This window comes from Ornithinibacillus caprae, from assembly GCF_009728145.1.
Lineage (GTDB): Bacteria > Bacillota > Bacilli > Bacillales > Amphibacillaceae > Ornithinibacillus > Ornithinibacillus caprae.
The window spans coordinates 14,358-38,813 of sequence record NZ_WOCA01000022.1; the positions used below are offsets into that span (position 1 = coordinate 14,358).

General features: G+C 38.7%; 27 protein-coding genes and 1 other annotated feature. All 27 genes read left to right on the forward strand.

Translation table 11 applies throughout. The annotated features are described in order from the left end of the window. The first annotated feature begins 3 nt into the window (after nt 1–3). The 27 genes from GMD78_RS19115 to rpsC all read left to right on the forward strand — a co-directional run bounded on the left by GMD78_RS19115 (nt 4) and on the right by rpsC (nt 24,441). Complete coding sequence (locus GMD78_RS19115) at nt 4–402, forward strand: Mini-ribonuclease 3 (RefSeq protein ID WP_155671264.1); 399 nt, start codon at nt 4–6, stop codon at nt 400–402. Beyond that, nucleotides 402–1,145 carry a 23S rRNA (guanosine(2251)-2'-O)-methyltransferase RlmB gene (gene rlmB / locus GMD78_RS19120; protein WP_343042442.1) on the forward strand — a complete coding sequence of 248 codons (744 nt, stop codon included), beginning with the start codon at nt 402–404 and terminating at the stop codon, nt 1,143–1,145. The genes GMD78_RS19115 and rlmB overlap by 1 nt, the downstream gene beginning before the upstream one ends. 2 nt (nt 1,146–1,147) lie before the next feature. After that, the gene (locus GMD78_RS19125; RefSeq protein WP_155671266.1) at nt 1,148–1,657 is read left to right on the forward strand and encodes an NYN domain-containing protein; all 510 of its coding nucleotides are present in this window, start codon (nt 1,148–1,150) and stop codon (nt 1,655–1,657) included. 173 nt (nt 1,658–1,830) lie between these two features. Further along, nucleotides 1,831–2,481, forward strand: a complete 651-nt coding sequence (gene sigH, locus GMD78_RS19130; RefSeq protein WP_343042443.1) for an RNA polymerase sporulation sigma factor SigH — start codon at nt 1,831–1,833, stop codon at nt 2,479–2,481. A 120-nt stretch (nt 2,482–2,601) separates the two neighbouring features. Further along, complete coding sequence (gene rpmG, locus GMD78_RS19135; protein ID WP_155671268.1) at nt 2,602–2,751, forward strand: 50S ribosomal protein L33; 150 nt, start codon at nt 2,602–2,604, stop codon at nt 2,749–2,751. Between the two features lie 36 nt (nt 2,752–2,787). Beyond that, a complete protein-coding gene (gene secE / locus GMD78_RS19140; RefSeq protein WP_155671270.1) occupies nt 2,788–2,955 on the forward strand; it encodes a preprotein translocase subunit SecE in 168 nt (55 codons plus the stop codon). 207 nt (nt 2,956–3,162) lie between these two features. Beyond that, a complete protein-coding gene (gene nusG / locus GMD78_RS19145) occupies nt 3,163–3,696 on the forward strand; it encodes a transcription termination/antitermination protein NusG (protein ID WP_155671272.1) in 534 nt (177 codons plus the stop codon). Nucleotides 3,697–3,860: 164 nt separating this feature from the next. Next, nucleotides 3,861–4,286: a 50S ribosomal protein L11 gene (gene rplK, locus GMD78_RS19150; protein ID WP_343042444.1), complete on the forward strand. Its 426-nt coding sequence runs from the start codon at nt 3,861–3,863 to the stop codon at nt 4,284–4,286. Between the two features lie 188 nt (nt 4,287–4,474). Continuing rightward, complete coding sequence (rplA, locus tag GMD78_RS19155; RefSeq protein ID WP_155671274.1) at nt 4,475–5,167, forward strand: 50S ribosomal protein L1; 693 nt, start codon at nt 4,475–4,477, stop codon at nt 5,165–5,167. 47 nt (nt 5,168–5,214) lie between these two features. Then, nucleotides 5,215–5,351: a sequence feature (ribosomal protein L10 leader region), on the forward strand. 44 nt (nt 5,352–5,395) lie between these two features. Then, nucleotides 5,396–5,896 (forward strand): 50S ribosomal protein L10, encoded by a 501-nt coding sequence (gene rplJ / locus GMD78_RS19160; RefSeq protein WP_155671276.1) that lies wholly within the window; start codon nt 5,396–5,398, stop codon nt 5,894–5,896. 65 nt (nt 5,897–5,961) lie between these two features. Continuing rightward, a complete protein-coding gene (gene rplL, locus GMD78_RS19165) occupies nt 5,962–6,327 on the forward strand; it encodes a 50S ribosomal protein L7/L12 (protein WP_155671278.1) in 366 nt (121 codons plus the stop codon). Nucleotides 6,328–6,419: 92 nt separating this feature from the next. After that, nucleotides 6,420–7,022 carry a class I SAM-dependent methyltransferase gene (locus tag GMD78_RS19170; RefSeq protein ID WP_155671280.1) on the forward strand — a complete coding sequence of 201 codons (603 nt, stop codon included), beginning with the start codon at nt 6,420–6,422 and terminating at the stop codon, nt 7,020–7,022. A gap of 576 nt (nt 7,023–7,598) precedes the next feature. Beyond that, a complete protein-coding gene (rpoB, locus tag GMD78_RS19175; RefSeq protein WP_155671282.1) occupies nt 7,599–11,135 on the forward strand; it encodes a DNA-directed RNA polymerase subunit beta in 3,537 nt (1,178 codons plus the stop codon). Between the two features lie 114 nt (nt 11,136–11,249). Continuing rightward, on the forward strand, nt 11,250–14,858 hold the full coding sequence (rpoC, locus tag GMD78_RS19180; RefSeq protein ID WP_155671284.1) for a DNA-directed RNA polymerase subunit beta': 3,609 nt from the start codon (nt 11,250–11,252) through the stop codon (nt 14,856–14,858). A gap of 140 nt (nt 14,859–14,998) precedes the next feature. After that, nucleotides 14,999–15,265, forward strand: coding sequence for a ribosomal L7Ae/L30e/S12e/Gadd45 family protein (locus tag GMD78_RS19185; protein ID WP_155671285.1), 267 nt, complete (start codon nt 14,999–15,001; stop codon nt 15,263–15,265). Nucleotides 15,266–15,386: 121 nt separating this feature from the next. Continuing rightward, nucleotides 15,387–15,800 carry a 30S ribosomal protein S12 gene (gene rpsL / locus GMD78_RS19190; RefSeq protein ID WP_155671287.1) on the forward strand — a complete coding sequence of 138 codons (414 nt, stop codon included), beginning with the start codon at nt 15,387–15,389 and terminating at the stop codon, nt 15,798–15,800. 41 nt (nt 15,801–15,841) lie between these two features. After that, on the forward strand, nt 15,842–16,312 hold the full coding sequence (rpsG, locus tag GMD78_RS19195; RefSeq protein WP_155671289.1) for a 30S ribosomal protein S7: 471 nt from the start codon (nt 15,842–15,844) through the stop codon (nt 16,310–16,312). 42 nt (nt 16,313–16,354) lie between these two features. Beyond that, complete coding sequence (gene fusA / locus GMD78_RS19200) at nt 16,355–18,433, forward strand: elongation factor G (RefSeq protein ID WP_155671291.1); 2,079 nt, start codon at nt 16,355–16,357, stop codon at nt 18,431–18,433. Between the two features lie 122 nt (nt 18,434–18,555). Continuing rightward, nucleotides 18,556–19,746, forward strand: a complete 1,191-nt coding sequence (gene tuf, locus GMD78_RS19205; protein WP_155671293.1) for an elongation factor Tu — start codon at nt 18,556–18,558, stop codon at nt 19,744–19,746. A 587-nt stretch (nt 19,747–20,333) separates the two neighbouring features. Next, nucleotides 20,334–20,642: a 30S ribosomal protein S10 gene (rpsJ, locus tag GMD78_RS19210; protein WP_072890015.1), complete on the forward strand. Its 309-nt coding sequence runs from the start codon at nt 20,334–20,336 to the stop codon at nt 20,640–20,642. Nucleotides 20,643–20,672: 30 nt separating this feature from the next. Continuing rightward, nucleotides 20,673–21,302: a 50S ribosomal protein L3 gene (gene rplC / locus GMD78_RS19215; RefSeq protein WP_155671295.1), complete on the forward strand. Its 630-nt coding sequence runs from the start codon at nt 20,673–20,675 to the stop codon at nt 21,300–21,302. Between the two features lie 26 nt (nt 21,303–21,328). Further along, nucleotides 21,329–21,952, forward strand: coding sequence for a 50S ribosomal protein L4 (gene rplD, locus GMD78_RS19220; protein ID WP_155671297.1), 624 nt, complete (start codon nt 21,329–21,331; stop codon nt 21,950–21,952). Beyond that, entirely contained in the window at nt 21,952–22,239 is a 288-nt protein-coding gene (gene rplW / locus GMD78_RS19225; RefSeq protein WP_155671299.1) for a 50S ribosomal protein L23, read from the forward strand. Before rplD ends, rplW begins: the two co-directional genes overlap by 1 nt. A gap of 29 nt (nt 22,240–22,268) precedes the next feature. Next, nucleotides 22,269–23,099 carry a 50S ribosomal protein L2 gene (gene rplB / locus GMD78_RS19230; protein ID WP_155671301.1) on the forward strand — a complete coding sequence of 277 codons (831 nt, stop codon included), beginning with the start codon at nt 22,269–22,271 and terminating at the stop codon, nt 23,097–23,099. A gap of 57 nt (nt 23,100–23,156) precedes the next feature. After that, a complete protein-coding gene (gene rpsS / locus GMD78_RS19235) occupies nt 23,157–23,435 on the forward strand; it encodes a 30S ribosomal protein S19 (RefSeq protein WP_155671303.1) in 279 nt (92 codons plus the stop codon). 19 nt (nt 23,436–23,454) lie between these two features. Then, nucleotides 23,455–23,796 carry a 50S ribosomal protein L22 gene (gene rplV, locus GMD78_RS19240; RefSeq protein WP_155671305.1) on the forward strand — a complete coding sequence of 114 codons (342 nt, stop codon included), beginning with the start codon at nt 23,455–23,457 and terminating at the stop codon, nt 23,794–23,796. A 3-nt stretch (nt 23,797–23,799) separates the two neighbouring features. Beyond that, nucleotides 23,800–24,441, forward strand: a complete 642-nt coding sequence (rpsC, locus tag GMD78_RS19245; RefSeq protein WP_343042445.1) for a 30S ribosomal protein S3 — start codon at nt 23,800–23,802, stop codon at nt 24,439–24,441. The last annotated feature ends 15 nt before the right edge of the window (nt 24,442–24,456 follow it).

A 24,456-nucleotide genomic window follows, 5' to 3' on the forward strand; every position in this document is an offset into this window, starting at 1 on the left:
AAAATGAATTTGGATGTTAAACAAATGAAAAGTCTAGCCCTCGCCTATTTGGGTGATGCAATCTATGAGGTTTTTGTAAGAGAGCATTTACTTAAACAGGGACAGGTAAAGCCTCAGCAGCTTCACCAGCATGCTATAACGTTTGTATCTGCAAAGGCACAAGCTACCGTTATTTTATATTGGCTTGAAGCGGATATGCTTTCTGGTGAAGAAAAAAGTATCGTCAATCGAGGTAGAAATGCTAAGTCTGGTTCTGTACCTAAAAACACGAGTGTACAAACATATCGCTATAGTACTGCCTTTGAAGCGCTAATTGGGTACCTTTATCTATCGAAGCAAGAAAAGCGACTGTATGAATTACTGGAAAAAGCCGTATACTTCTTAGAAGGGAGAAAAGCATAGTGGATCAAGAAATGATAATTGGAAAGAACCCTGTAATAGAAGCATTAAAATCAGGGCGATCGGTTAACAAGGTTTTGTTATCTGAGCAATTGAATCCTAATGTTCAAGGAAAACTGGTTCAGCTCGGGAAATCAGCTGGAACAATTGTTCAAAAGGTTCCTAAAAATAAACTGGATCGTTTAACTGATGGTAACCATCAAGGTGTTATAGCATATGTTGCTTCTTATCAGTATGCCTCGATAGAGGACTTATTTGAAAAGGCGCAGGCAGAATCGGAAGAACCCTTCTTTATCATCCTAGATGAATTGGAGGACCCACATAATTTAGGTTCTATTTTACGAACGGCTGATGCAACAGGGGTTCACGGTGTCATCATTCCTAAAAGACGGTCAGTTGGACTAACGGCAACCGTTGCTAAAACAGCTGCTGGTGCGATGGAGCATATTCCTGTAGCAAGGGTTACCAATATTGCAAACACTATTGATGAATTAAAGCAACGAAATGTTTGGGTAGTTGGTACAGAAATGAATGCTACGGAGGACTATCGAAAACTCGATGGGGCAATGCCAATAGCGCTTGTTATTGGAAATGAGGGCAAGGGGATGAGTAGGTTAGTCAGAGATAAATGTGATTGGACTGTAAGTCTGCCAATGACCGGGAAAGTATCATCGTTAAATGCCTCAGTAGCCTGTGGATTGTTGCTTTATGAGGTTTATCGAAAAAGGCATCCACTTGGTGAATAATCATGGTTGTATTAGTTGTTGATGGATATAACATAATTGGTGACTGGGAAGAACTAAAGAAGTTAAAAGAAAAAGATATTGGACAGGCTAGAGATCGATTAATAGAGGTAATGGCAGAATATCAAGCTTATTCTGGGCACAAGGTGATCATTGTTTTTGATGCTTATTATGTTCGTGGAATGGAAAGTAAGCTAAAGCAATTCAAGGTGGATGTAATATACACAAAGGAAAAAGAAACGGCGGATGAGTGTATCGAGAGGCTTGTAAAAAAAATAAAGAATATAAAAACACAAGTTTATGTAGCAACTTCTGATTATGCAGAACAGCGAACCGTTTTTGGTCAAGGTGCACTTCGAAAATCTGCACGCGAGTTATTCATTGAACTAGAAAATATCGGACGAGAGATCGAAGAAAACGTGGAAGAACATAAGAACAAAAAACCTGTATCTAAGATAGCTTTGGATAAAGAGGTACTAGAAAAGTTTGAAAAAATGCGTCGTGGCGAGCTTTGAATCCTTTTAATACATGGAATTAGTTTTATAACATATGCTTTATTTAGTGGGTCAATAGGGGAGGAGAAACCCCTATTGATTAGAGTTTCGAGTATTTTTTAACTATTGAGTTATTAAAACGCTTACTGTATAATGAAGTATATTTACAACTGTGTGGTCAGGGGGCATTGTAGGTGAACATCAAGCAAAAGGTAGACAATCATAACAACATGCATAAGCTTGATGATGATGAAGTGATCCGCTTGATTCATCAAGGGGACAAGCAGGCATTGGATTATTTAATAAATAAATACAAGAACTTTGTCCGCGCTAAAGCAAGAACCTATTTTTTAATTGGTGCCGATAAAGAGGATATTATCCAAGAGGGGATGATTGGGCTCTATAAGGCTATTCGAGATTACGATGGAGAAAAACTGTCATCGTTTAAAGCATTTGCTGAGCTATGCATTACGAGGCAAATTATTACCGCAATTAAAACAGCCACTAGACAAAAGCATATTCCACTAAATTCCTATATTTCGTTGGACAAGCCAATCTATGATGAAGAATCTGACCGAACATTGCTAGATGTTATTGCTGGATCCAAGGCTATTGATCCGCAAGAACTACTTGTAAATAGAGAAAAATTTGGGGATATGGAAATCAAATTATCCGAATTATTAAGCGAATTCGAAAAGGATGTCCTTCATTTATATTTAGATGGGAGATCATATCAAGAAATATCGGACGAGCTGAAGCGTCACGTTAAATCAGTTGATAATGCACTTCAACGAGTGAAGCGGAAATTAGAGCAATTATTGGAAACGAATGAAGTAAACTTATAAAGTTAAGTGTAATGGTTGTATTTCACTCTATTCGTAAATAATAGAATCGATAGTCCCGTTGACACGGGTGGACAACCATGCTACATTTATATGAGGAAAACCCTTAGTGGGGTGAGAATTATGACTAAAAAAATTACTTTAGCGTGTGCAATTTGTTCAAGCAGAAACTATACGACAAACAAAAATGTATCCACACATTCTACGCGGTTAGAAGTCAAAAAATACTGTAAAACATGTGGAAAACATACATTGCATCGCGAAACGAAATAAACGCATTCTTCGGGTAGAGTTTGGGGAGGGTACAAAATGTTTAAATTCCTTAAAAATGTATCTCGTGAAATGAAAAAAGTTAGCTGGCCAAGAGGTAAAGAGCTAACTAGTTATACAATCACTGTTATCGCAACAGTTGTATTTGTAGCGGTTTTCTTCGCGATCATTGATCAGTTAATAACATTGGTTTTAAATTTATTTTAATGCTATTATTTGAATAATAACGTCGTATTTATGTTATAATGTAAGTGAATAAGTGATTGGTATTAAAAAACCCGGGGAAATAACGGGTTTTTTTAGTATTTTTAAAAATAATAAAAACCGTATAAATGCTTTTACTTTAGAACAAAATCCATTAATAAGTAAACTTATCCAAAGGGAGGGAAGGACAACAACGATTGTCCTGTAGTGATGGAAAAAAATTGGTATGTCGTTCATACATATTCTGGGTATGAAAACAAGGTAAAAACAAATTTAGAGAAACGTGTGGAAACAATGGGGATGGAAGATAAGATCTTTCGTGTTATTGTTCCAGAAGAAGAGGAAACAGAAATTAAAAACGGGAAAAAGAAGGTAAATAAGAAAAAGGTTTTCCCTGGGTATGTATTGGCTGAAATGATTATGACAGATGACTCATGGTATGTTGTTCGTAACACCCCTGGAGTAACTGGTTTTATTGGCTCAAGTGGAGGTGGTACAAAACCTACTCCATTGTTACCTGATGAAGTAGATACGATCCTAAAACGCATGGGAATGGACGAGCCAGTTGTACAAGTTGACTTTGAATTAAAAGAGAGTGTTCGAGTTACAGACGGGCCATTCTCTAACTTTACAGGTACGATTGAATATATTGATATGGACAAACAAAAAGTAAAAGTCCACGTTAATATGTTTGGTAGAGAAACCCCGGTAGAATTAGACTTCTCGCAAGTTGAAAAGTTATAGTTTAAAATAGTTATTCGAATGAACTTGCATTATTTGTAGATTCATGCTAAAATTCTTTTGTTATTCATGCCCTCATTCATGGAGGGATAATGGCTAAATATGAGTGGGAGGGGAAAAAACCAAACCCCTATTACCACATCACGGACTTTAAGGAGGTGTGTCTCGTGGCTAAAAAAGTAATCAAATTAGTTAAATTGCAAATTCCAGCTGGAAAAGCTAATCCAGCACCACCAGTAGGACCAGCATTAGGTCAAGCAGGTGTAAATATCATGGGATTCTGTAAAGAATTTAACGCACGTACGCAAGATCAAGCGGGTATGATTATTCCGGTTGAAATTACAGTATTTGAAGACCGTTCATTTACTTTTATTACAAAAACTCCACCTGCAGCTGTATTGCTTAAAAAAGCAGCTGGTATTGAAACTGCTTCAGGTGAGCCAAACCGTAATAAAGTTGCGACTTTAAAACGTGATAAAGTAAGAGAGATTGCAGAAACAAAAATGCAAGATTTAAACGCCGCTGATGTAGAAGCAGCGATGCGCATGGTTGAAGGAACAGCAAGAAGCATGGGTATTGTAATCGAAGACTAATACTCAGGAACAGTTGAATAACCAAGGTTGCGGTGATGGATCTTCATCCGCGCAACCTTTTTCATGAATATGATTCACGCTTAAGGTAAATCTAAGATGAGTCATTTCGCGGGCTTTATAAAAGCATCCTTTTGCTTTTGTAAGTGGGAGGTATTACCGTTATAACCACATTAGAGGAGGAAATATAAATGGCTAAAAGAGGTAAAAACTATCAAGAAGCTGCAAAGCTTGTTGATCGTTCAAAAGCATATGATATAAAAGAAGCTGTTGCTTTGTTAAAAGAAACAGCTAAAGCAAAATTTGACGAAACTGTTGAAGTGGCATTTCGTTTAGGAGTAGATCCTAAGAAAGCAGATCAACAAATTCGTGGAGCAATGGTTTTACCACATGGTACTGGTAAAACACAACGCGTTTTAGTTTTCGCTAAAGGTGAAAAACTAAAAGAAGCAGAAGCTGCTGGAGCAGATTATGTTGGAGACCAAGATTTAATCAATAAAATCAACCAAGGTTGGTTTGATTTTGATGTGATTGTTGCTACTCCTGACATGATGGCTGAAGTTGGTAAACTTGGTCGTGTATTAGGGCCTAAAGGTTTAATGCCTAACCCTAAAACAGGAACAGTTACTTTCGAAGTGGAAAAAGCAGTTAAAGAAATTAAAGCTGGTAAAGTGGAATACCGTGTAGATAAGCAATCAAATGTACACGTACCAATTGGTAAAATTTCATTTGATAATGAAAAGCTAGTTGAAAACTTTGAAGCTTTAATTGAAACAATTGTTAAAGTTAAACCACAAGCAGCTAAAGGAACTTATATCAAGAACGTTTCTGTAACATCTACAATGGGTCCTGGGATCAAAGTAGATGCATCAAACTACCGTTAATTGGTAATTGACTTTTCAGTTACGATTCGATATAATTAGTTTCGTTGTTAATTGAATACGTTGTACCGTAGACAGTAGGTGCGAAGAATCGCTTAATACCCTGCCGAGGTGTTTAATAATAAATACAGCATAAATGTGTTTAGTTAAGCCTCCATGTCTACATGGGGGCTTTTATAATACTTGTGTTTTGTAGGCGGTATAATGGATAAATCTACGGGAGGTGGAATAATGTCTAAAGTTATCGAACAGAAAAAACAAGTAGTTCAAGAAATTGCTGACAAACTACGTGAAAGTCAATCTACTGTATTGGTTGATTATCGTGGTCTTGATGTTGCTGAAGTAACTCAACTACGTAAAGAGCTTCGTGAAGCTGGTGTTGAATTTAAAGTTTATAAAAACACAATGGCACGCCGTGCTGCTGAAGATGCTAACTTAGGTGAGTTAAATGAATTACTAGTAGGACCTACTGCTATTGCTTTCAGTAAGGAAGACGTAGTAGCGCCTGCGAAAATACTAAATAACTTCGCGAAAGAGCATGAGGCATTAGAAATTAAAGCTGGTGTAATTGAAGGTAAGATGGCATCACTTGAGCAAATTAAAGAACTTGCAAATCTACCGAATTACGAAGGTATGGTTTCTATGCTACTCAGCGTGTTACAAGCACCTATGCGCAACTTCGCTTATGCTACAAAAGCTATTGCAGAGCAAAAAGAAGAACAAGGCGCATAAGTTAGATAGTCTATTAAAAGTTTCGGTCATATAAAATATCAATTAGAAATTAGGAGGAAATAAAAATGACTAAAGAGCAAATTATCGATGCTATTAAAGAAATGTCTGTATTAGATTTAAACGATTTAGTAAAAGCAATTGAAGAAGAATTCGGAGTAACTGCTGCAGCACCTGTTGCTGTTGCTGGTGCAGCTGCTGGTGGAGACGCTGCTGCTGAGCAAACTGAATTTGATGTAGTTCTAGAAAGTGCTGGAGCTTCAAAAATCAAAGTAGTTAAAGCTGTACGTGAAGCAACTGGTCTTGGGTTAAAAGACGCTAAAGAATTAGTAGATAACGCTCCAAAAGCTATTAAAGAAGGCGTTTCTAAAGAAGAAGCTGAAGAGCTTAAAGGTAAGCTAGAAGAAGCAGGAGCATCTGTAGAAGTTAAATAATTTGTTTTAAATTGAGCTCGTCGTACTTCGGCGGGCTCTATACTTACACATCTATTCTTCTCTAACAATTAATAAGCAAAGTAGGTGCCCAAATGTCTGAGCATTACTTTTCACAAAAACCCCAATCAAAAAGTTCACCCAAGACATGGAATTATCAATTAAGAGGAAAAAAATATATATTTACTAGTGATGTTGGTGTGTTTTCGAAAAATGAAGTAGACTTTGGCTCCAGATTACTAATTGAGCAATTTGAGTTACCTGATGTCCAAGGAGATTTACTAGATATGGGCTGTGGATATGGTCCTATTGGTATTGTGCTGGCGGATCAGTTTCGGGATAGGTCTGTTATTATGGCGGATGTAAATGAGAGAGCTTTAGAGCTTGCTGCGAAAAATGCAGAACATAATGGCGTGACTAATGCTACGTTTGTTAAGAGTGATCAATTTTCTAATTTAAAAGATCAACAGTATGCGGCGATTTTGACAAACCCTCCAATTCGAGCTGGTAAAAAAGTAGTACATGGTATTTTTGAAGATAGTAAGGATTCATTAGTTAACGGTGGAGAGTTATGGGTTGTTATCCAAAAAAAACAAGGTGCGCCTTCGGCGAGAGAAAAGCTAGAAGAATTATTTGGAGAGGTCTATGTTGTAGCGCGAGATAAAGGGTATTTTATTTTACGCGCTATTAATGTTTGACTTGAGTAGATCCGTTATGGTAATATAATAAAATGCTAACATGGGACTTCCTTTGTCAAGAGGAATTTTTATGAAATGTATAAAACATTCGTATTGGGAAACACTAATAAAATCGAATTTGATTCGTATTTCTAGTATTCCTTATACATATTTGGTTCAGAAGAGGGTTTCTAAAATTCTATTCTATTTTAAAATGATACCCCATTATCTTGGGGATGGCAAGAGTGATTTTATTCCTCTTCGTGTTTTATAATTTTAAAAGGAAATGTTGAAGATTGTAAAGGTTAGTAATATTGGACCTTTCTATTCGTATTTTTTCAATTATTTTACCTTGATCCCATGTTCATTAAACTAGTTTAATTATTAGAGAGTTGAAATCAGATGGGTTTACGTTTTTAGCTCTCTAAAAATAAATAGATATTTTGTATGTGAACATAACATTCATTCACATCAGAAAAACGCGATGGATCACCATAGTTGGTGGAAGTCGATGTCTTTTCTTAATACTGATATCCGAAAGGGTTATTAAAATTCTATCAGTAGAACAAAAAATGCATGATTTGAGAGGTGAAGCAGTTGACAGGTCAACTAGTTCAGTATGGACGGCACCGGCAGCGTAGAAGTTATGCGCGTATTAGTGAAGTGTTGGAATTACCAAATCTTATCGAAATTCAAACCGCTTCATATGAATGGTTCTTAGAAGAAGGTTTGCGCGAAATGTTTCAAGACATTTCACCAATTGAAGATTTTACAGGGAACTTATCACTAGAGTTTGTAGATTATAGCTTAGGTGAACCAAAGTATCCTGTAGATGAATCAAAGGAAAGAGATGTTACGTACAACGCTCCTCTTCGCGTTAAAGTTCGTTTGATAAATAACGAAACTGGTGAAGTGAAAGAGCAGGAAGTATTCATGGGCGATTTCCCACTTATGACAGATACAGGTACTTTTGTGATTAATGGTGCTGAACGGGTTATCGTTTCTCAGTTAGTACGTTCACCAAGTGTTTATTTTAATGAAAAAGTAGATAAAAACGGTAAAAGAGGTGTAGCTGCAACTGTTATCCCGAATCGTGGAGCATGGTTGGAGTTTGAAACAGATGCTAAAGATGTTGCGTATGTACGTATCGATCGTACACGTAAACTTCCAATTACTGTATTACTACGTGCACTAGGTTTTGGATCGGATCAAGAAATCATCGATCTAATCGGCGATAACGAATACCTTATAAATACATTAGAAAAAGACAATACAGAAACAACTGAAAAAGCTTTACTTGAAATTTATGAGCGTTTGCGTCCTGGTGAACCACCAACAGTTGAAAATGCGAAGAGCTTGTTAATTTCACGCTTTTTCGATCCGAAACGATATGACCTTGCACATGTAGGTCGTTATAAAATGAACAAGAAATTACACATAAAGAATCGCTTGTTCAATCAAGTGCTAGCGGAAACTGTAGTAGATCCAGAAACAGGTGAAGTGCTAGCGCAAAAAGGTGATAAGTTAGAACGTAAGCTTTTAGACAAAATTATTCCTTACTTAGATAATAAGGAAGATATGCTAGGTGAACGGATTCTTGAACCACAAGATGGCGTGTTAGATGATCCTGTTAGACTTCAGTCTGTTAAAATCATTGATCCGACTGATCCAAGTGGTGAAAGAGAATTAAACGTTATTGGGAATGCAAATGTTGAGAATGGCGTTAAAAACATTACACCTGCAGATATTTTATCGTCTATTAGCTATTTCTTTAACTTACTTCATCAAGTTGGAGATACAGATGATATTGATCATCTTGGTAATCGTAGACTTCGCTCCGTTGGTGAGCTTTTACAAAACCAATTCCGTATCGGGCTATCTCGTATGGAACGTGTTGTAAGAGAACGTATGTCTATCCAAGATACATCTAGTGTAACTCCACAGCAACTAATTAATATTCGTCCTGTGATAGCGTCTATTAAAGAGTTCTTTGGTAGTTCACAGCTATCTCAGTTTATGGATCAAACGAACCCATTGGCGGAATTAACACATAAACGTCGTTTGTCCGCACTAGGACCAGGAGGACTAACGCGTGAACGTGCTGGTTTTGAAGTTCGTGATGTTCACTATTCTCACTATGGTCGTATGTGTCCAATTGAAACACCTGAGGGACCAAACATTGGTTTGATTAACTCGTTATCAAGTTATGCAAAAGTAAATAAATTTGGTTTTATCGAATCACCTTATCGCCGAGTTGACCCAGAAACGGGAAGGGTAACCTCGCAAATCGATTACCTTACAGCAGATGAGCAAGATAATTACGTTGTTGCTCAGGCGAATGCGGAGTTAAATGAAGATGGTAGCTTCAAGAATGAAGAGGTTATTGCTCGTTTCCGTGAAGAAAACATCGTAGTATCTCGTGATCGGATCGATTACATGGATGTATCGCCTAAGCAGGTTGTATCTGCGGCGACTGCATGTATTCCGTTCTTGGAAAATGATGACTCAAACCGTGCGTTAATGGGTGCGAACATGCAACGTCAGGCAGTACCTTTATTAAAACCACAAGCTCCTATTGTTGGTACGGGAATGGAATATGTTTCTGGTAAAGATTCTGGTGCAGCAGTTATTTGTAGAAATGCAGGTATTGTTGAACGAGTGGAAGCAAAAGAAGTTCATGTTCGCCGTATCACTGAAGTAGATGGAAAAGAAGTAAAAGGTGACGTTGATCGTTATAAATTGCAGAAATTTATCCGTTCTAACCAAGGTACTTGTTACAACCAACGTCCGATTGTTAGTGAAGGGGACCGTGTGACAAAAGGAGAAATTTTAGCAGATGGTCCTTCCATGGAAGATGGAGAACTAGCTTTAGGTCAGAATGTTCTTGTTGGTTTTATGACTTGGGAAGGTTATAACTATGAGGATGCCATCATCATGAGCGAAAGATTGGTTAAAGATGATGTTTATACCTCTATCCACATCGAAGAATATGAGTCCGAAGCCCGTGATACGAAGCTTGGGCCTGAAGAGATCACAAGAGATATCCCTAATGTTGGTGAAGAAGCTCTTAAAAACTTGAATGAACAAGGAATTATTCGAGTTGGGGCAGAGGTTACAGACGGTGATATTCTAGTTGGTAAAGTAACGCCTAAAGGTGTAACAGAGCTATCAGCTGAAGAACGTTTATTACATGCAATCTTTGGAGAAAAAGCACGTGAAGTTCGTGATACTTCTCTACGTGTACCACACGGTGCTGGTGGTATTGTACTTGATGTTAAAGTGTTTAACCGTGAAGATGGCGATGAGTTACCACCGGGTGTTAATGAGTTAGTTAGGGTTTATATCGTACAAAAGCGTAAAATCCATGAAGGGGATAAAATGGCTGGTCGTCATGGTAACAAAGGTGTAATTTCTAGAATTTTACCAGAAGAAGATATGCCTTTCTTGCCTGATGGAACTCCGATTGATATTATGCTTAACCCACTAGGTGTACCATCCCGTATGAACATTGGACAGGTGCTTGAGTTACACTTAGGAATGGCAGCGAGAGAACTTGGCATCCATGTTGCATCACCTGTATTTGATGGAGCAAGAGAAGAAGACGTATGGGACACGTTAGAAGAAGCTGGAATGTCAAGAGATGCAAAAACAGTTCTTTATGATGGAAGAACCGGTGATCCATTTGACAACCGAGTTTCTGTAGGTGTTATGTATATGATCAAGCTAGCGCATATGGTTGATGACAAACTACATGCTCGTTCAACAGGTCCATACTCACTTGTAACGCAACAACCACTTGGTGGTAAAGCGCAATTCGGTGGACAGCGTTTTGGAGAGATGGAGGTTTGGGCACTTGAAGCCTATGGTGCTGCTTACACACTTCAAGAAATCTTAACAGTGAAATCAGATGATGTGGTTGGACGTGTGAAAACATACGAGTCAATTGTTAAAGGTGATAACGTTCCTGAGCCTGGTGTACCTGAATCATTCAAGGTATTAATCAAGGAATTACAAAGCTTGGGTATGGATGTTAAGATTCTTTCAAGTGATGAAACAGAAATTGAGATGCGTGAATTAGAAGATGAAGAAACGCAAGCGGCAAGTAAGTTAAATATTGAAGTTGAAGAAAACTAGAACGTTAAGTAATTCAACAAAGAGAAGGGGATAAGAATTGGTTTGTAATTTTTATCCTCCCCTCTATAAAATAAATTGTTTGGTAAAATCGCACATTAAAAGGGAGGTATACCCTTGCTAGATGTAAACAACTTTGAGTATATGAAAATAGGTTTAGCTTCACCGGAAAAGATCAGATCTTGGTCCTATGGCGAGGTTAAGAAACCAGAAACAATTAATTACCGTACGTTGAAACCAGAAAAAGATGGGTTATTCTGTGAGCGTATCTTTGGACCACAAAAAGACTGGGAATGTCATTGTGGTAAATACAAGCGTGTACGATATAAAGGAGTAGTATGTGACCGATGTGGTGTTGAAGTTACAAAGGCTAAAGTTCGTCGTGAACGTATGGGACACATCGAGCTTGCTGCGCCAGTATCACATATTTGGTACTTTAAAGGTATCCCTAGTCGTATGGGGCTTGTATTAGATATGTCTCCACGTGCACTTGAAGAAGTGATCTATTTTGCAGCTTATGTCGTAACAGATCCGGGTAGTACACCATTAGAGAAGAAACAATTATTATCTGAGAAAGAATACCGAGCTTATTACGATAAATACGGTGCTACATTTAAAGCGCAAATGGGTGCAGAAGCAATTCGAAAGCTTTTACAAGATGTAAATCTTGATAATGAAGTAGATGCGTTGAAAGAAGAGTTAAAAACAGCTCAAGGGCAACGTAGAACAAGGGCGATTAAACGTCTTGAAGTGTTAGAAGCGTTCCGAAACTCAGGAAATGACGCTTCTTGGATGATTTTGGATGTTCTACCAGTTATTCCTCCGGAAATCAGACCTATGGTTCAATTAGATGGAGGACGTTTTGCTACATCTGATTTAAATGATTTATATCGTCGTGTCATCAACCGTAATAATCGTTTAAAACGTTTATTGGATCTTGGTGCACCAAGCATAATCGTGCAAAACGAGAAGCGTATGCTCCAGGAAGCAGTTGATGCATTAATTGATAATGGTCGTCGCGGCCGCCCTGTTACAGGACCAGGTAATCGTCCATTGAAATCTTTATCACATATGTTAAAAGGAAAACAAGGTCGTTTCCGTCAAAACCTACTTGGTAAACGTGTCGATTATTCTGGACGTTCTGTTATTGTTGTAGGCCCGCATTTAAAAATGTATCAATGTGGTCTGCCAAAAGAAATGGCATTAGAGTTATTTAAGCCATTTATTATGAAAGAGCTAGTCGAAAGAGGCATTGCTCATAATATTAAATCTGCAAAACGTAAAATTGAACGTGTACATCCAGATGTATGGGGTGTATTAGAAGATGTAATTAAGGAGCATCCAGTTTTACTTAACCGTGCACCTACATTACACAGACTTGGTATTCAAGCATTTGAACCTACATTAGTCGAAGGGCGAGCAATTCGTTTACACCCATTAGTATGTACTGCGTATAACGCAGACTTTGATGGTGACCAAATGGCCGTCCACGTTCCGTTATCTGCAGAAGCACAAGCAGAAGCACGTATTCTTATGTTAGCTGCCCAAAACATACTAAATCCAAAAGATGGTAAACCAGTTGTTACGCCGTCACAGGATATGGTTTTAGGTAACTATTATTTAACATTAGAACGTGAAGATGCAATTGGTGAAGGTTCCGTATTTAAAGATACAAATGAGGCTATGCTTGCATATCAAAATGGCTATGTTCATTTGCACACAAGAGTAGCTGTTCAAGCGTCTAGTTTGAATAATAAGACTTTTACAGACAAACAACAAAACCAGTTGTTACTAACAACTGTTGGTAAGTTGATCTTTAATGAAATTTTACCTGATTCATTCCCATACATTAACGAACCTACAAGAGTGAATCTTGAGGAACGAACTCCTGAAAACTATTTCGTTGAAAATGGGACTGATATTAGAGAAGAAATTAAAAAGCGTGAAATCATTAAGCCGTTTAAGAAAGGATTCTTAGGCGACATTATCGCTGAAGTATTTAAACGATTTAAAATTAGTGAGACTTCTAAAATGCTTGACCGCATGAAAGATCTTGGATTTAGCTATTCCACAAAAGCTGGTATGACTGTAGGTGTATCAGATATCGTAGTTCTAGCTGAAAAAGAAGAGATTCTAGAAGAAGCTCAAGCTAAGGTAGATAGAGTGTTAAAGCAATTCCGTCGTGGTTTAATTACAGAAGAAGAAAGATACGACAGAGTAATTGCCATTTGGTCACAAGCTAAAGATACCATCCAAGATAAACTTATGGAATCCTTAGATAATCGTAACCCAATCTTCATGATGAGTGACTCTGGTGCAAGGGGTAACGCATCTAACTTTACACAGCTTGCTGGTATGCGTGGTCTAATGGCCAACCCGGCTGGTCGTATTATTGAGTTACCGATCAAATCAAGCTTCCGTGAAGGTTTAACGGTATTAGAGTACTTTATTTCGACTCACGGTGCGCGTAAAGGTCTGGCTGATACAGCGCTTAAGACTGCCGATTCAGGTTATCTAACTCGTCGTCTTGTAGATGTGGCACAGGATGTTATTGTTCGTGAGACAGACTGTGGAACAGATCGCGGATTAAAAGTTGCTGCATTAATGGATGGCACAGAAATGATCGAGCCATTACTAGACAGACTAGTTGGACGTACGGCATTTGAAACAGTACGTCATCCACAAACAAATGAGGTAATCGTTGAAAACGATACAGTTATCTCTGAAGATCAAGCTAAAGATATTGTGGAAGCAGGTATTGAAGATGTAACAATCCGTACAGTGTTTACTTGTAACACTAAACATGGTGTATGTAAAAAATGCTATGGCCGTAATTTAGCGACTGGATCTGAAGTTGAAGTAGGAGAAGCAGTAGGTATTATTGCTGCACAATCTATCGGTGAGCCAGGAACACAGCTAACGATGCGTACGTTCCACACTGGTGGGGTTGCAGGAGACGATATCACACAAGGTCTACCTCGTATCCAAGAGCTATTTGAAGCGCGTAATCCAAAAGGGCAAGCGATTATTAGTGAGATTCATGGTACAGTACATGAAGTTGTAGAGGTTAAGGATAAACAAGAAATTGTTATCCAAGGTGATGTAGAATCACGTTCATATGCCGTTCCTTACAATGCTCGCTTAAAGGTATCTGTTGGAGATGCAGTAATTGCTGGTCAAGAGTTAACAGAAGGATCTGTTGACCCTAAAGCATTATTACGTGTTCAAGGTGTAGAGGGTGTGCAAGATTACATTCTTCGTGAAGTTCAACGAGTATACCGTATGCAAGGGGTAGAAATCGGTGATAAACACGTTGAAGTAATGGTTCGTCAAATGTTACGTAAGATTCGTGTAATTGATTCTGGTGATACAGAAGTACTACCAGGTTCATTACTAGAGATCCATCAGTTCAAAGAAGCTAATAAATCCGTGTTGGTTAACGGTGAACAACCGGCAGTTGGTAAACCGGTATTACTTGGGATTACCAAAGCTTCTCTTGAGACAGATTCATTCTTATCTGCTGCGTCATTCCAAGAAACTACTAGAGTTCTTACTGATGCTGCAATTAAAGGTAAACGCGATGAGTTATTAGGACTGAAAGAAAATGTTATTATCGGTAAGCTTGTTCCAGCTGGTACGGGAATGCAGCGTTATCGCAAGATTCAAATTCCAGAAGAACAAACGGATGAAAGTGACATAGAAGAGGTAGAACAACCAGTTCAGTAATGTTTTCTGTTGTTTAAACAAGTAAATATATCGGGAGCACTAAAAAATATATCTAAATTAAGTTGACATTAAATTGTTAGTTTGATAATATATTCAAGGTGCTTCCGATTCATTCTTGTTACTTTGGAGGATATGAGTAAATGTCTTATGAGAAAGTGACGCAATTACAGTCAAAAGTAATTATCGGAACAAAACAAACACTTAAGGCTATGAAAAATGGCGAAATAAGTGAAGTGATCGTTGCGGATGATGCTGATCAGCAACTGATACGCAAAGTACTAGATTTAGCAAAAGCGCTGAATATTCCGTGCGAACGTGTTAATTCTAAGAAAAAGCTTGGAATTGCATGTGGTATAGACGTGAGCGCATCAACTGTAGCAATAAAAAAAGATAGTTTTGGCGAATGAATATATCGCGAAAGCTTTGTTTTTGCCCAAAGATGAACCGCCTGGATGTGTGGGTTTACAAAAGGGCTTGCTAGTTTGATTTAGTTAGTAATGTATTAATCAAGGAAGGAGGAAACATAACATGCCTACTATTAACCAACTTGTACGCAAAGGTCGCGTAAGTAAAGTTAAAAAATCTGACTCACCAGCACTTAACAAAGGGTACAACAGCTTCAAAAAGTCATTAACAAATGAAAGCTCTCCACAAAAGCGTGGTGTATGTACTCGTGTTGGTACGTTAACACCTAAAAAACCGAACTCAGCACTTCGTAAATATGCACGTGTTCGTTTGTCTAACAACATGGAAGTAACTGCATACATTCCTGGAATTGGACACAACCTACAAGAGCACAGTGTAGTATTAATTCGTGGTGGTCGTGTAAAAGACTTACCAGGGGTTCGTTACCATATCGTTCGTGGTGCACTTGATACTGCAGGAGTAGATGGCCGCATGCAAGGACGTTCAAAATACGGAACAAAAAGACCTAAAAAATAAATAGGTTTTAAGACAGCAATGATAGGAAAGGAGGGGGACATATGCCACGTAAAGGACCAGTACCTAAACGCGATGTCTTGCCAGATCCACTTTATAATTCAAAACTAGTAACTCGTTTAATCAATCAAATCATGATTGACGGTAAGCGAGGTAAGGCACAAAAAATTCTTTATAATGCATTTGATCTTGTTGGACAAAGAAGCGGACAAAATCCTATGGAAGTTTTTGAACAAGCAATGAAAAACGTAATGCCTGTTCTTGAAGTTCGCGCTAGACGTGTTGGGGGATCTAACTACCAAGTACCTGTTGAGGTTCGCCCGGAACGCCGTCAAGCATTAGGGTTACGTTACATTGTTAACTACTCACGCTTACGCGGAGAAAAAACAATGGAAGAACGTCTTGCTAATGAAATTTTAGACGCTTCAAACAACACTGGAGCTTCTGTTAAGAAACGCGAAGAAATGCATAAAATGGCTGAAGCGAACAAAGCATTCGCTCACTATCGCTGGTAATATTACCAAAAATAAAGTAATTAACAGGAAGGAGAAGAATACATGGCTAGAGAGTTCTCCTTGGAAAAGACACGCAATATTGGTATTATGGCACATATCGACGCAGGTAAAACCACTACTACTGAGCGTATTCTTTTCTACACAGGACGTATTCACAAAATTGGTGAAACACACGAAGGTGCTTCACAAATGGACTGGATGGAACAAGAGCAAGAGCGTGGAATTACAATTACTTCTGCTGCTACAACTGCTCAATGGAAAAACCATCGTATCAACATCATCGATACACCTGGACACGTAGACTTCACAGTTGAGGTTGAACGTTCATTACGTGTACTTGATGGTGCGGTAACAGTTCTAGATGCACAATCTGGGGTAGAACCACAAACTGAAACTGTATGGCGTCAAGCGACAACATACGGAGTACCAAGAATTGTATTCATCAATAAAATGGATAAAATCGGTGCTGACTTCTTGTATTCTACAGGAACATTAAAAGATCGCTTGGGTGCTAATGCACATCCAGTACAGCTTCCAATTGGAGCTGAAGATGAGTTTGAAGGTATTATTGACCTTATCGACATGGTTGCTTACTTCTATGAAGATGATTTAGGTACACGTGCAGAGGCTCGTGAAATACCTGCAGAATACAAAGATAAAGCAGAGGAGCTTCGCACAGGACTTGTTGAAGCTGTATCTGAATTAGACGAAGAGCTTATGATGAAGTATCTTGAAGGAGAGGAAATCTCTAAAGAGGAGCTAAAACAAGCAATTCGTAATGCAACATTAAGTGTTGAATTTTACCCAGTATTCTGTGGTTCAGCATTTAAAAACAAAGGTGTTCAATTAATGCTTGACGGTGTAATTGATTATCTTCCTGCACCAACTGACGTACCAGCTATTGAAGGTATCGTTCCTGGTACAGAAGAACAAGTTACACGTCCATCATCTGATGACGCACCGTTCTCAGCGCTAGCATTTAAAGTTATGACAGACCCATTCGTTGGTAAGTTAACATTCTTCCGCGTATACTCTGGAACTTTAGATTCTGGTTCATATGTTAAGAACTCAGTTAAAGATAAGCGTGAACGCGTAGGACGTATCTTACAAATGCACGCTAACTCACGTGAAGAGATTTCAAGAGTTTACTCTGGAGAGATCGCTGCTGCTGTAGGATTAAAAGATACTTCTACAGGGGACACACTTTGCGATGAGAAAAATCTTGTAATACTAGAGTCTATGGAATTCCCTGAACCGGTTATCTCTGTAGCTATTGAGCCAAAAACAAAAGCTGACCAAGATAAAATGGCTATTGCTTTAGGTAAATTAGCAGAAGAGGATCCAACGTTCAGAACAGAAACAAACCCAGAGACTGGTCAAACAATTATCTCTGGTATGGGTGAATTACACCTTGACATCATTGTTGATCGCTTGAAGCGTGAATTCAAAGTAGAAGCAAACGTTGGTGCTCCTCAGGTTGCATACCGTGAAACTATCCGTGCCGCTGCTGAAGTCGAAGGTAAATTCGTACGTCAGTCTGGTGGTCGTGGACAATATGGTCACGTATGGGTTAAATTCGAACCAAACGAAGAAGGCGCTGGCTTTGAATTTGTTAATAACATTGTTGGTGGTGTAGTACCACGTGAATACATCCCTTCTGTTGAAAATGGAATTAAAGAAGCAGCAGAAAATGGTATATTGGCTGGCTACCCATTAATCGACTTCAAAGCTACATTGTATGATGGAAGCTACCATGATGTCGATTCCAATGAAATGGCATTTAAAGTTGCTGCCTCTATGGCACTTAAAGCAGCTAAAAATAAATGTAACCCAGCTATCTTAGAACCTATGATGAGAGTCGAGGTTGTAATCCCAGAAGAATACATGGGAGATATTATGGGTGATGTAACTTCACGTCGTGGACGTGTGGAAGGAATGGAAGCTCGCGGACCTGCGCAAGTAGTTAAAGCATTCGTACCACTTGCTGAAATGTTTGGTTATGCAACTTCATTACGTTCAAACACACAAGGACGTGGAACTTATACAATGCATTTTGATCACTATGAAGAAGTACCGAAAAGCATTGCTGAAGAAATTATTAAGAAAAATGCAGGAGAATAATTGATTTTTTCTTTATTCTCAAGTATAACTTTTATTGTAAGCTAAGAAATAACACATGATGTTATTTCTTGGCTGTAAATATACTTAAAAAATACTTTCAATTATTTAAGGAGGAACTATAAATGGCTAAAGAAAAGTTTGATCGCTCGAAAAGTCACGTAAACATTGGAACAATTGGACACGTTGACCATGGTAAAACTACATTAACTGCTGCAATTACAACTACTTTGCACAAAAAATCTGGTAAAGGTACTGCAATGGCTTATGACCAAATTGATGGTGCTCCAGAAGAAAAAGAGCGTGGAATTACAATCGCTACTTCTCACGTAGAATACGAAACTGACAGCCGTCACTATGCGCACGTTGACTGCCCAGGTCACGCTGACTATGTTAAAAACATGATCACTGGTGCTGCACAAATGGACGGAGCTATCTTAGTAGTATCTGCTGCAGATGGTCCAATGCCACAAACTCGTGAGCACATCTTACTATCTCGTAACGTAGGGGTACCTTCAATCGTAGTATTCCTTAACAAAGTAGATATGGTAGATGACGAAGAATTACTAGAACTAGTTGAAATGGAAGTTCGCGATCTATTATCTGAATATGACTTCCCTGGTGATGATGTACCAGTAATCAAAGGTTCTGCTCTTAAAGCTCTAGAAGGTGACGCTGACTATGAAGCTAAAATCTTTGAATTAATGGATGCTGTAGATGAGTACGTTCCAACTCCAGAACGTGACACTGACAAACCATTCATGATGCCAGTTGAGGATGTATTCTCAATCACTGGTCGTGGTACTGTTGCAACTGGACGTGTTGAGCGTGGTGAAGTAAGAGTTGGTGATGAAGTTGAAATCATTGGTCTTAATGAAGAAGCTTCTAAAACAACTGTAACTGGTGTTGAAATGTTCCGTAAGCTTCTTGACTATGCTGAAGCTGGTGACAACATTGGTGCACTACTACGTGGTGTTGCTCGTGAAGACATCAACCGTGGTCAAGTATTAGCAAAACCTGGTTCAATTACACCACACACTAACTTCAAAGCTGAAGTTTATGTATTATCAAAAGAAGAAGGTGGACGTCATACTCCATTCTTCGCTAACTATCGTCCTCAGTTCTACTTCCGTACAACTGACGTAACTGGAGTTATCCAACTTCCAGAAGGAGTAGAAATGGTAATGCCTGGCGATAACATCGAAATGAGTGTAGAACTTATTTCTCCAATCGCTATCGAAGACGGTACTCGTTTCTCAATCCGTGAGGGTGGACGTACTGTTGGATCAGGCGTTGTAACTACAATCGAAAAATAAGTTTTAACCTATAAAACAGGTAGCTATTCATTAGCTACCTGTTTTTTGTATACTAGCTGGTTTGATAGTGAAAGATGATGGTGTGACGTGTGATCTAGAGTAGTTCCAAACAGGGGTGGGAGAGAATGTTAGCGGAAGGAGGATTTGTTAAATCTAGCGAGCGGATTGTTCTTCTGTTAAGTACGCATTACATATGCATGGGAAGCGTTACTATAAACGTAGATTTACTAGGAATAAAGCACAGGATTAAGAGCACAAATCTATTCCATATTAATAGATGATTTACCATATAAGTTGGAAGCAAAACAGGCTTGTCTATTAGCCACCAAACTTTCCCAACAAAAAAATCCCTACACCCCTTGCAATCACTAACAATAGTAAGTATAATACATAGATGTGCAACAAAATAGATTTCCCATAAAAAAGGGTTGCATTGACCAAGTAAATTCTATATAATAAGAATGTTGGTCATTAAAGGCGATGAAGTGAAAGGTTGTTGGCACACCCGGCCCCTTTGCCATGGCGGGGTGTCAAGGAATTTTCATGGAGAATGTCTGTTATAAAATGGGCGTAAAGGAGGGAAAATAATGGCAAAAGAAAAGATTAGAATCCGTTTAAAAGCATATGATCACCGTATTTTAGATCAATCTGCTGAAAAAATTGTAGATACTGCGAAACGTTCTGGTGCAAATGTGTCTGGTCCGATTCCACTACCTACAGAAAAAGCTGTTTATACTGTATTACGTGCGGTGCACAAATACAAGGATTCACGTGAGCAATTCGAAATGCGTACACATAAACGCTTAATCGATATTGTTAACCCAACACCACAAACTGTTGATTCGTTAATGCGTCTTGACTTACCATCTGGTGTTGATATTGAAATTAAATTATAATTAATGTTTTATTAATAGGAGGTGTAACGGATGACGAAAGGAATCTTAGGTCGTAAAATCGGCATGACTCAGCTATTCTCTGATAATGGTGAATTAATCCCTGTAACAGTAATTCAAGCTGAGCCAAACGTCGTATTGCAGAAGAAAACATTAGAAAATGATGGTTACGAAGCAGTGCAAATCGGTTTTGCTGATGAAAAGGAATCACGTTCAAACAAAGCGGAAAAAGGTCATGCTGAAAAAGCAAACACAGCCCCTAAGCGCTACGTTCGTGAAATCCGTGACGCAAATCTTGATGACTATGAAGTTGGTCAAGAAGTTAGCGTTGAAGTTTTTCAAGCAGGCGAAAAAGTAGATGTAACAGGAACTTCTAAAGGGAAAGGTTTCCAAGGTGCGATCAAGCGCCACAACCAACAACGCGGACCTATGTCTCATGGTTCTCATTATCACAGAGCTCCAGGTTCTATGGGTGTAATTGACCCAATGCGCGTATTCCCAGGTAAAAACCTACCAGGACATATGGGTGCTGAACAAGTAACTATTCAAAACCTTGAAGTTGTAAGTGTAGATGCAGAACGCAATCTATTACTTATCAAAGGTAATGTCCCAGGTGCAAAAAAATCAGTCGTTAAAATTGCAAGTGCAATCAAGGCTAACTAATCATATACACGAAGGGAGGATATGTCATGCCTAAAGTAGCACTATTTAAACAAGATGGTTCACAAGCTGGAGATGTTGTTTTAAACGAATCTGTTTTCGGTATTGAACCAAACACACATGTATTACATGAAGCGGTAGTTATGCAACGTGCATCATTACGTCAAGGTACACATGCAGTAAAAAACCGTTCAGAAGTTAGCGGCGGAGGTCGTAAACCGTGGCGTCAAAAAGGAACTGGACGTGCTCGTCAAGGTTCTATTCGCTCACCACAATGGGTTGGTGGAGGAACTGTATTTGGTCCAACACCACGCAGCTATAGCTATAAACTACCTAAAAAGGTACGTCGTTTAGCGCTTAAATCTGCATTATCTTCTAAAGTGAAAGAAGAAAGTTTAGTTGTTTTAGAGAGCCTATCATTTGATGCTCCAAAAACAAAAGAAGTTGTAAACATGCTAGCTGCTCTAAATGTGAATGAAAAAGCATTAATCGTTACTGCTGATAAAGATGAAACTATTATCCGTTCAGCAAATAACCTTCAAGGAGTAAAAGTTCTTACTGTGGAAGAGGTTAACGTACTAGATTTGCTTACGCATGACAAGTTGATCTTAACTAAAGATGCAGCTGAAAAAGCAGGGGAGGTGCTTGCATAATGAAAGATGCACGTGATATCATTAAGCGCCCTGTCATCACAGAAAATTCTGCTGACCTAATGGCAGAGAAGAAATACACGTTCGAAGTAAGTACAAAAGCAAATAAAACTGAAATCAAAGATGCTGTAGAAGAAATCTTTGGTGTTAAAGTTCTAAAAGTAAACACAATGAACCTTAAAGGTAAATTCAAGCGAATGGGACGTTACGGAGGATTCCGCCCAAATCGCAAAAAAGCTATCGTTCAGCTTTCAGAGGATAGTAAAGATCTAGACTTCTTTGAAGCTTAAGAAAAAGTTATGTGAAGGAGGGAAAAAAGATGGCGATTAAAAAATATAAACCTACCTCGAATGGTAGACGTAATATGTCTGTATCTGATTTTGCTGAAATTACTACAGACAAACCAGAAAAATCCCTATTAGCTCCACTAGCAAAACGTGGCGGTCGTAATAACCAAGGGAAATTAACAGTTCGTCATCAAGGTGGCGGTCACAAGCGTCAATACCGTATTATCGACTTTAAACGCGATAAAGATGGAATACCAGGACGCGTTGCTACGGTTGAGTATGATCCAAACCGTACCGCTAACATTGCATTAATTAATTATGTTGATGGTGAAAAGCGTTATATCTTAGCACCTAAAGGATTAAAAGTAGGTCAAGAAATTGAATCTGGTGAAAATGCAGATATCAAACTAGGAAATGCATTACCACTTGCAAACATTCCAGTGGGTACAATCATTCACAACATCGAGTTAAAACCTGGTAACGGTGGTCAAATCGCACGTTCTGCAGGTGCAGAAGCTCAAATTCTTGGACGTGAAGGAAAATACACACTAGTACGTTTAGCATCTGGTGAAGTACGTTTAATTCTTTCAAGTTGCCGTGCTACAATCGGTCAAGTTGGAAACATTGAACATGAATTAATTCGAGTTGGTAAAGCAGGACGTTCTCGTTGGAAAGGTATCCGCCCAACTGTACGTGGATCTGTTATGAACCCGAATGATCACCCACACGGTGGTGGTGAAGGACGCGCTCCAATCGGACGTAAATCACCAATGTCACCATGGGGCAAACCAACACTTGGTTACAAAACGCGTAAACGTAATAAAACTACCGATAAATTTATCGTTCGTAAACGCAAAAAATAATCGTATTTTCGATTGGACAATTTGTCCTGTCTCTTAACTCTGAAAGGAGGTTTATCCATGGGTCGTAGCTTGAAAAAAGGACCTTTCGCTGATGATCATCTATTGAAAAAGATCGATCAGCTTAACGAATCCGATAAGAAACAAGTAATTAAAACTTGGTCTCGTCGTTCAACAATTTTTCCAACGTTTGTAGGTCATACAATCGCTGTATATGATGGTCGTAAACATGTACCGGTTTATGTTACTGAAGACATGGTTGGACATAAATTAGGTGAATTCGCGCCAACCCGTACGTATAAAGGGCACGCTGCCGATGATAAGAAAACAAAACGCTAATGAGAGGAGGCACTAAAGTATGCAAGCTAAAGCCGTAGCGAAATCAGTTCGCATTGCTCCTCGTAAAGTACGATTAGTCGTTGATTTAATTCGAGGAAAAGACGTTGGTGAAGCAATTGCTATATTACGCCATACACAACGCGGTGCTTCTCCAGTCGTAGAAAAGGTATTAAACTCTGCTGTTGCTAACGCAGAACACAACTACGAAATGGATCCGGATAATTTAGTTATTTCCGAAGCATTTGTAAATGAAGGTGCAACATTGAAACGTTTCCGTCCACGCGCACAAGGACGTGCAAGCAGAATTAATAAGCGCACTAGCCACATTACAGTAGTGGTAACAGAAAAGAAGGAGGGATAGTCAGTGGGTCAAAAAGTAAATCCAACCGGTCTTCGCGTCGGTATCATTAAAGACTGGGAGTCAAAATGGTATGCGGGCAAAGACTATGCAGACTTACTACACGAAGATATCAAAATTAGAGAATATCTTGAAAACCGCTTAAAAACAGCTGCTGTTTCTTCTATTGAAATCGAACGTGCAGCAAACCGTGTAAACATTACTATTCATACTGGTAAGCCTGGTATGGTAATTGGTAAAGGCGGTTCTGAAGTAGAAGCTCTACGTAAATCATTAAATAGTTTGACTGGCAAACGTGTTCACATTAACATCGTAGAAATCAAGAAAGTAGACCTTGACGCTACACTAGTTGCTGAGAACATTGCTCGTCAATTAGAAAACCGTATTTCATTCCGTCGTGCACAAAAACAAGCAATTCAACGTGCGATGCGCGCTGGTGCGAAAGGAATTAAAACACAAGTTTCCGGACGTCTTGGCGGAGCAGATATCGCTCGTGCGGAACATTATAGTGAAGGTACAGTACCACTACACACATTGCGTGCTGACATCGATTACGCTACAGCAGAAGCAGACACAACTTATGGTAAATTAGGTGTCAAAGTGTGGATCTATCGTGGTGAAGTCCTTCCAACTAAAAACAACAATTAAGGAAGGGGGCACATT

Bases quoted from the DNA above. Each gene is read 5' to 3' on its own strand.
- fusA (WP_155671291.1), top strand. From the start codon at position 16,355: ATGGCTAGAGAGTTCTCCTTGGAAAAGACACGCAATATTGGTATTATG.
- rpsS (WP_155671303.1), top strand. From the start codon at position 23,157: ATGGGTCGTAGCTTGAAAAAAGGACCTTTCGCTGATGATCATCTATTG.
- secE (WP_155671270.1), top strand. From the start codon at position 2,788: ATGTTTAAATTCCTTAAAAATGTATCTCGTGAAATGAAAAAAGTTAGC.
- rplC (WP_155671295.1), top strand. From the start codon at position 20,673: ATGACGAAAGGAATCTTAGGTCGTAAAATCGGCATGACTCAGCTATTC.
- GMD78_RS19115 (WP_155671264.1), top strand. From the start codon at position 4: ATGAATTTGGATGTTAAACAAATGAAAAGTCTAGCCCTCGCCTATTTG.
- GMD78_RS19125 (WP_155671266.1), top strand. From the start codon at position 1,148: ATGGTTGTATTAGTTGTTGATGGATATAACATAATTGGTGACTGGGAA.
- rplL (WP_155671278.1), top strand. From the start codon at position 5,962: ATGACTAAAGAGCAAATTATCGATGCTATTAAAGAAATGTCTGTATTA.
- GMD78_RS19185 (WP_155671285.1), top strand. From the start codon at position 14,999: ATGTCTTATGAGAAAGTGACGCAATTACAGTCAAAAGTAATTATCGGA.
- rplJ (WP_155671276.1), top strand. From the start codon at position 5,396: ATGTCTAAAGTTATCGAACAGAAAAAACAAGTAGTTCAAGAAATTGCT.
- GMD78_RS19170 (WP_155671280.1), top strand. From the start codon at position 6,420: ATGTCTGAGCATTACTTTTCACAAAAACCCCAATCAAAAAGTTCACCC.
- rplD (WP_155671297.1), top strand. From the start codon at position 21,329: ATGCCTAAAGTAGCACTATTTAAACAAGATGGTTCACAAGCTGGAGAT.
- rpsG (WP_155671289.1), top strand. From the start codon at position 15,842: ATGCCACGTAAAGGACCAGTACCTAAACGCGATGTCTTGCCAGATCCA.
- rplA (WP_155671274.1), top strand. From the start codon at position 4,475: ATGGCTAAAAGAGGTAAAAACTATCAAGAAGCTGCAAAGCTTGTTGAT.
- rpsL (WP_155671287.1), top strand. From the start codon at position 15,387: ATGCCTACTATTAACCAACTTGTACGCAAAGGTCGCGTAAGTAAAGTT.
- rpmG (WP_155671268.1), top strand. From the start codon at position 2,602: ATGACTAAAAAAATTACTTTAGCGTGTGCAATTTGTTCAAGCAGAAAC.
- rplB (WP_155671301.1), top strand. From the start codon at position 22,269: ATGGCGATTAAAAAATATAAACCTACCTCGAATGGTAGACGTAATATG.
- tuf (WP_155671293.1), top strand. From the start codon at position 18,556: ATGGCTAAAGAAAAGTTTGATCGCTCGAAAAGTCACGTAAACATTGGA.
- rplV (WP_155671305.1), top strand. From the start codon at position 23,455: ATGCAAGCTAAAGCCGTAGCGAAATCAGTTCGCATTGCTCCTCGTAAA.
- rpsJ (WP_072890015.1), top strand. From the start codon at position 20,334: ATGGCAAAAGAAAAGATTAGAATCCGTTTAAAAGCATATGATCACCGT.
- nusG (WP_155671272.1), top strand. From the start codon at position 3,163: ATGGAAAAAAATTGGTATGTCGTTCATACATATTCTGGGTATGAAAAC.
- rplW (WP_155671299.1), top strand. From the start codon at position 21,952: ATGAAAGATGCACGTGATATCATTAAGCGCCCTGTCATCACAGAAAAT.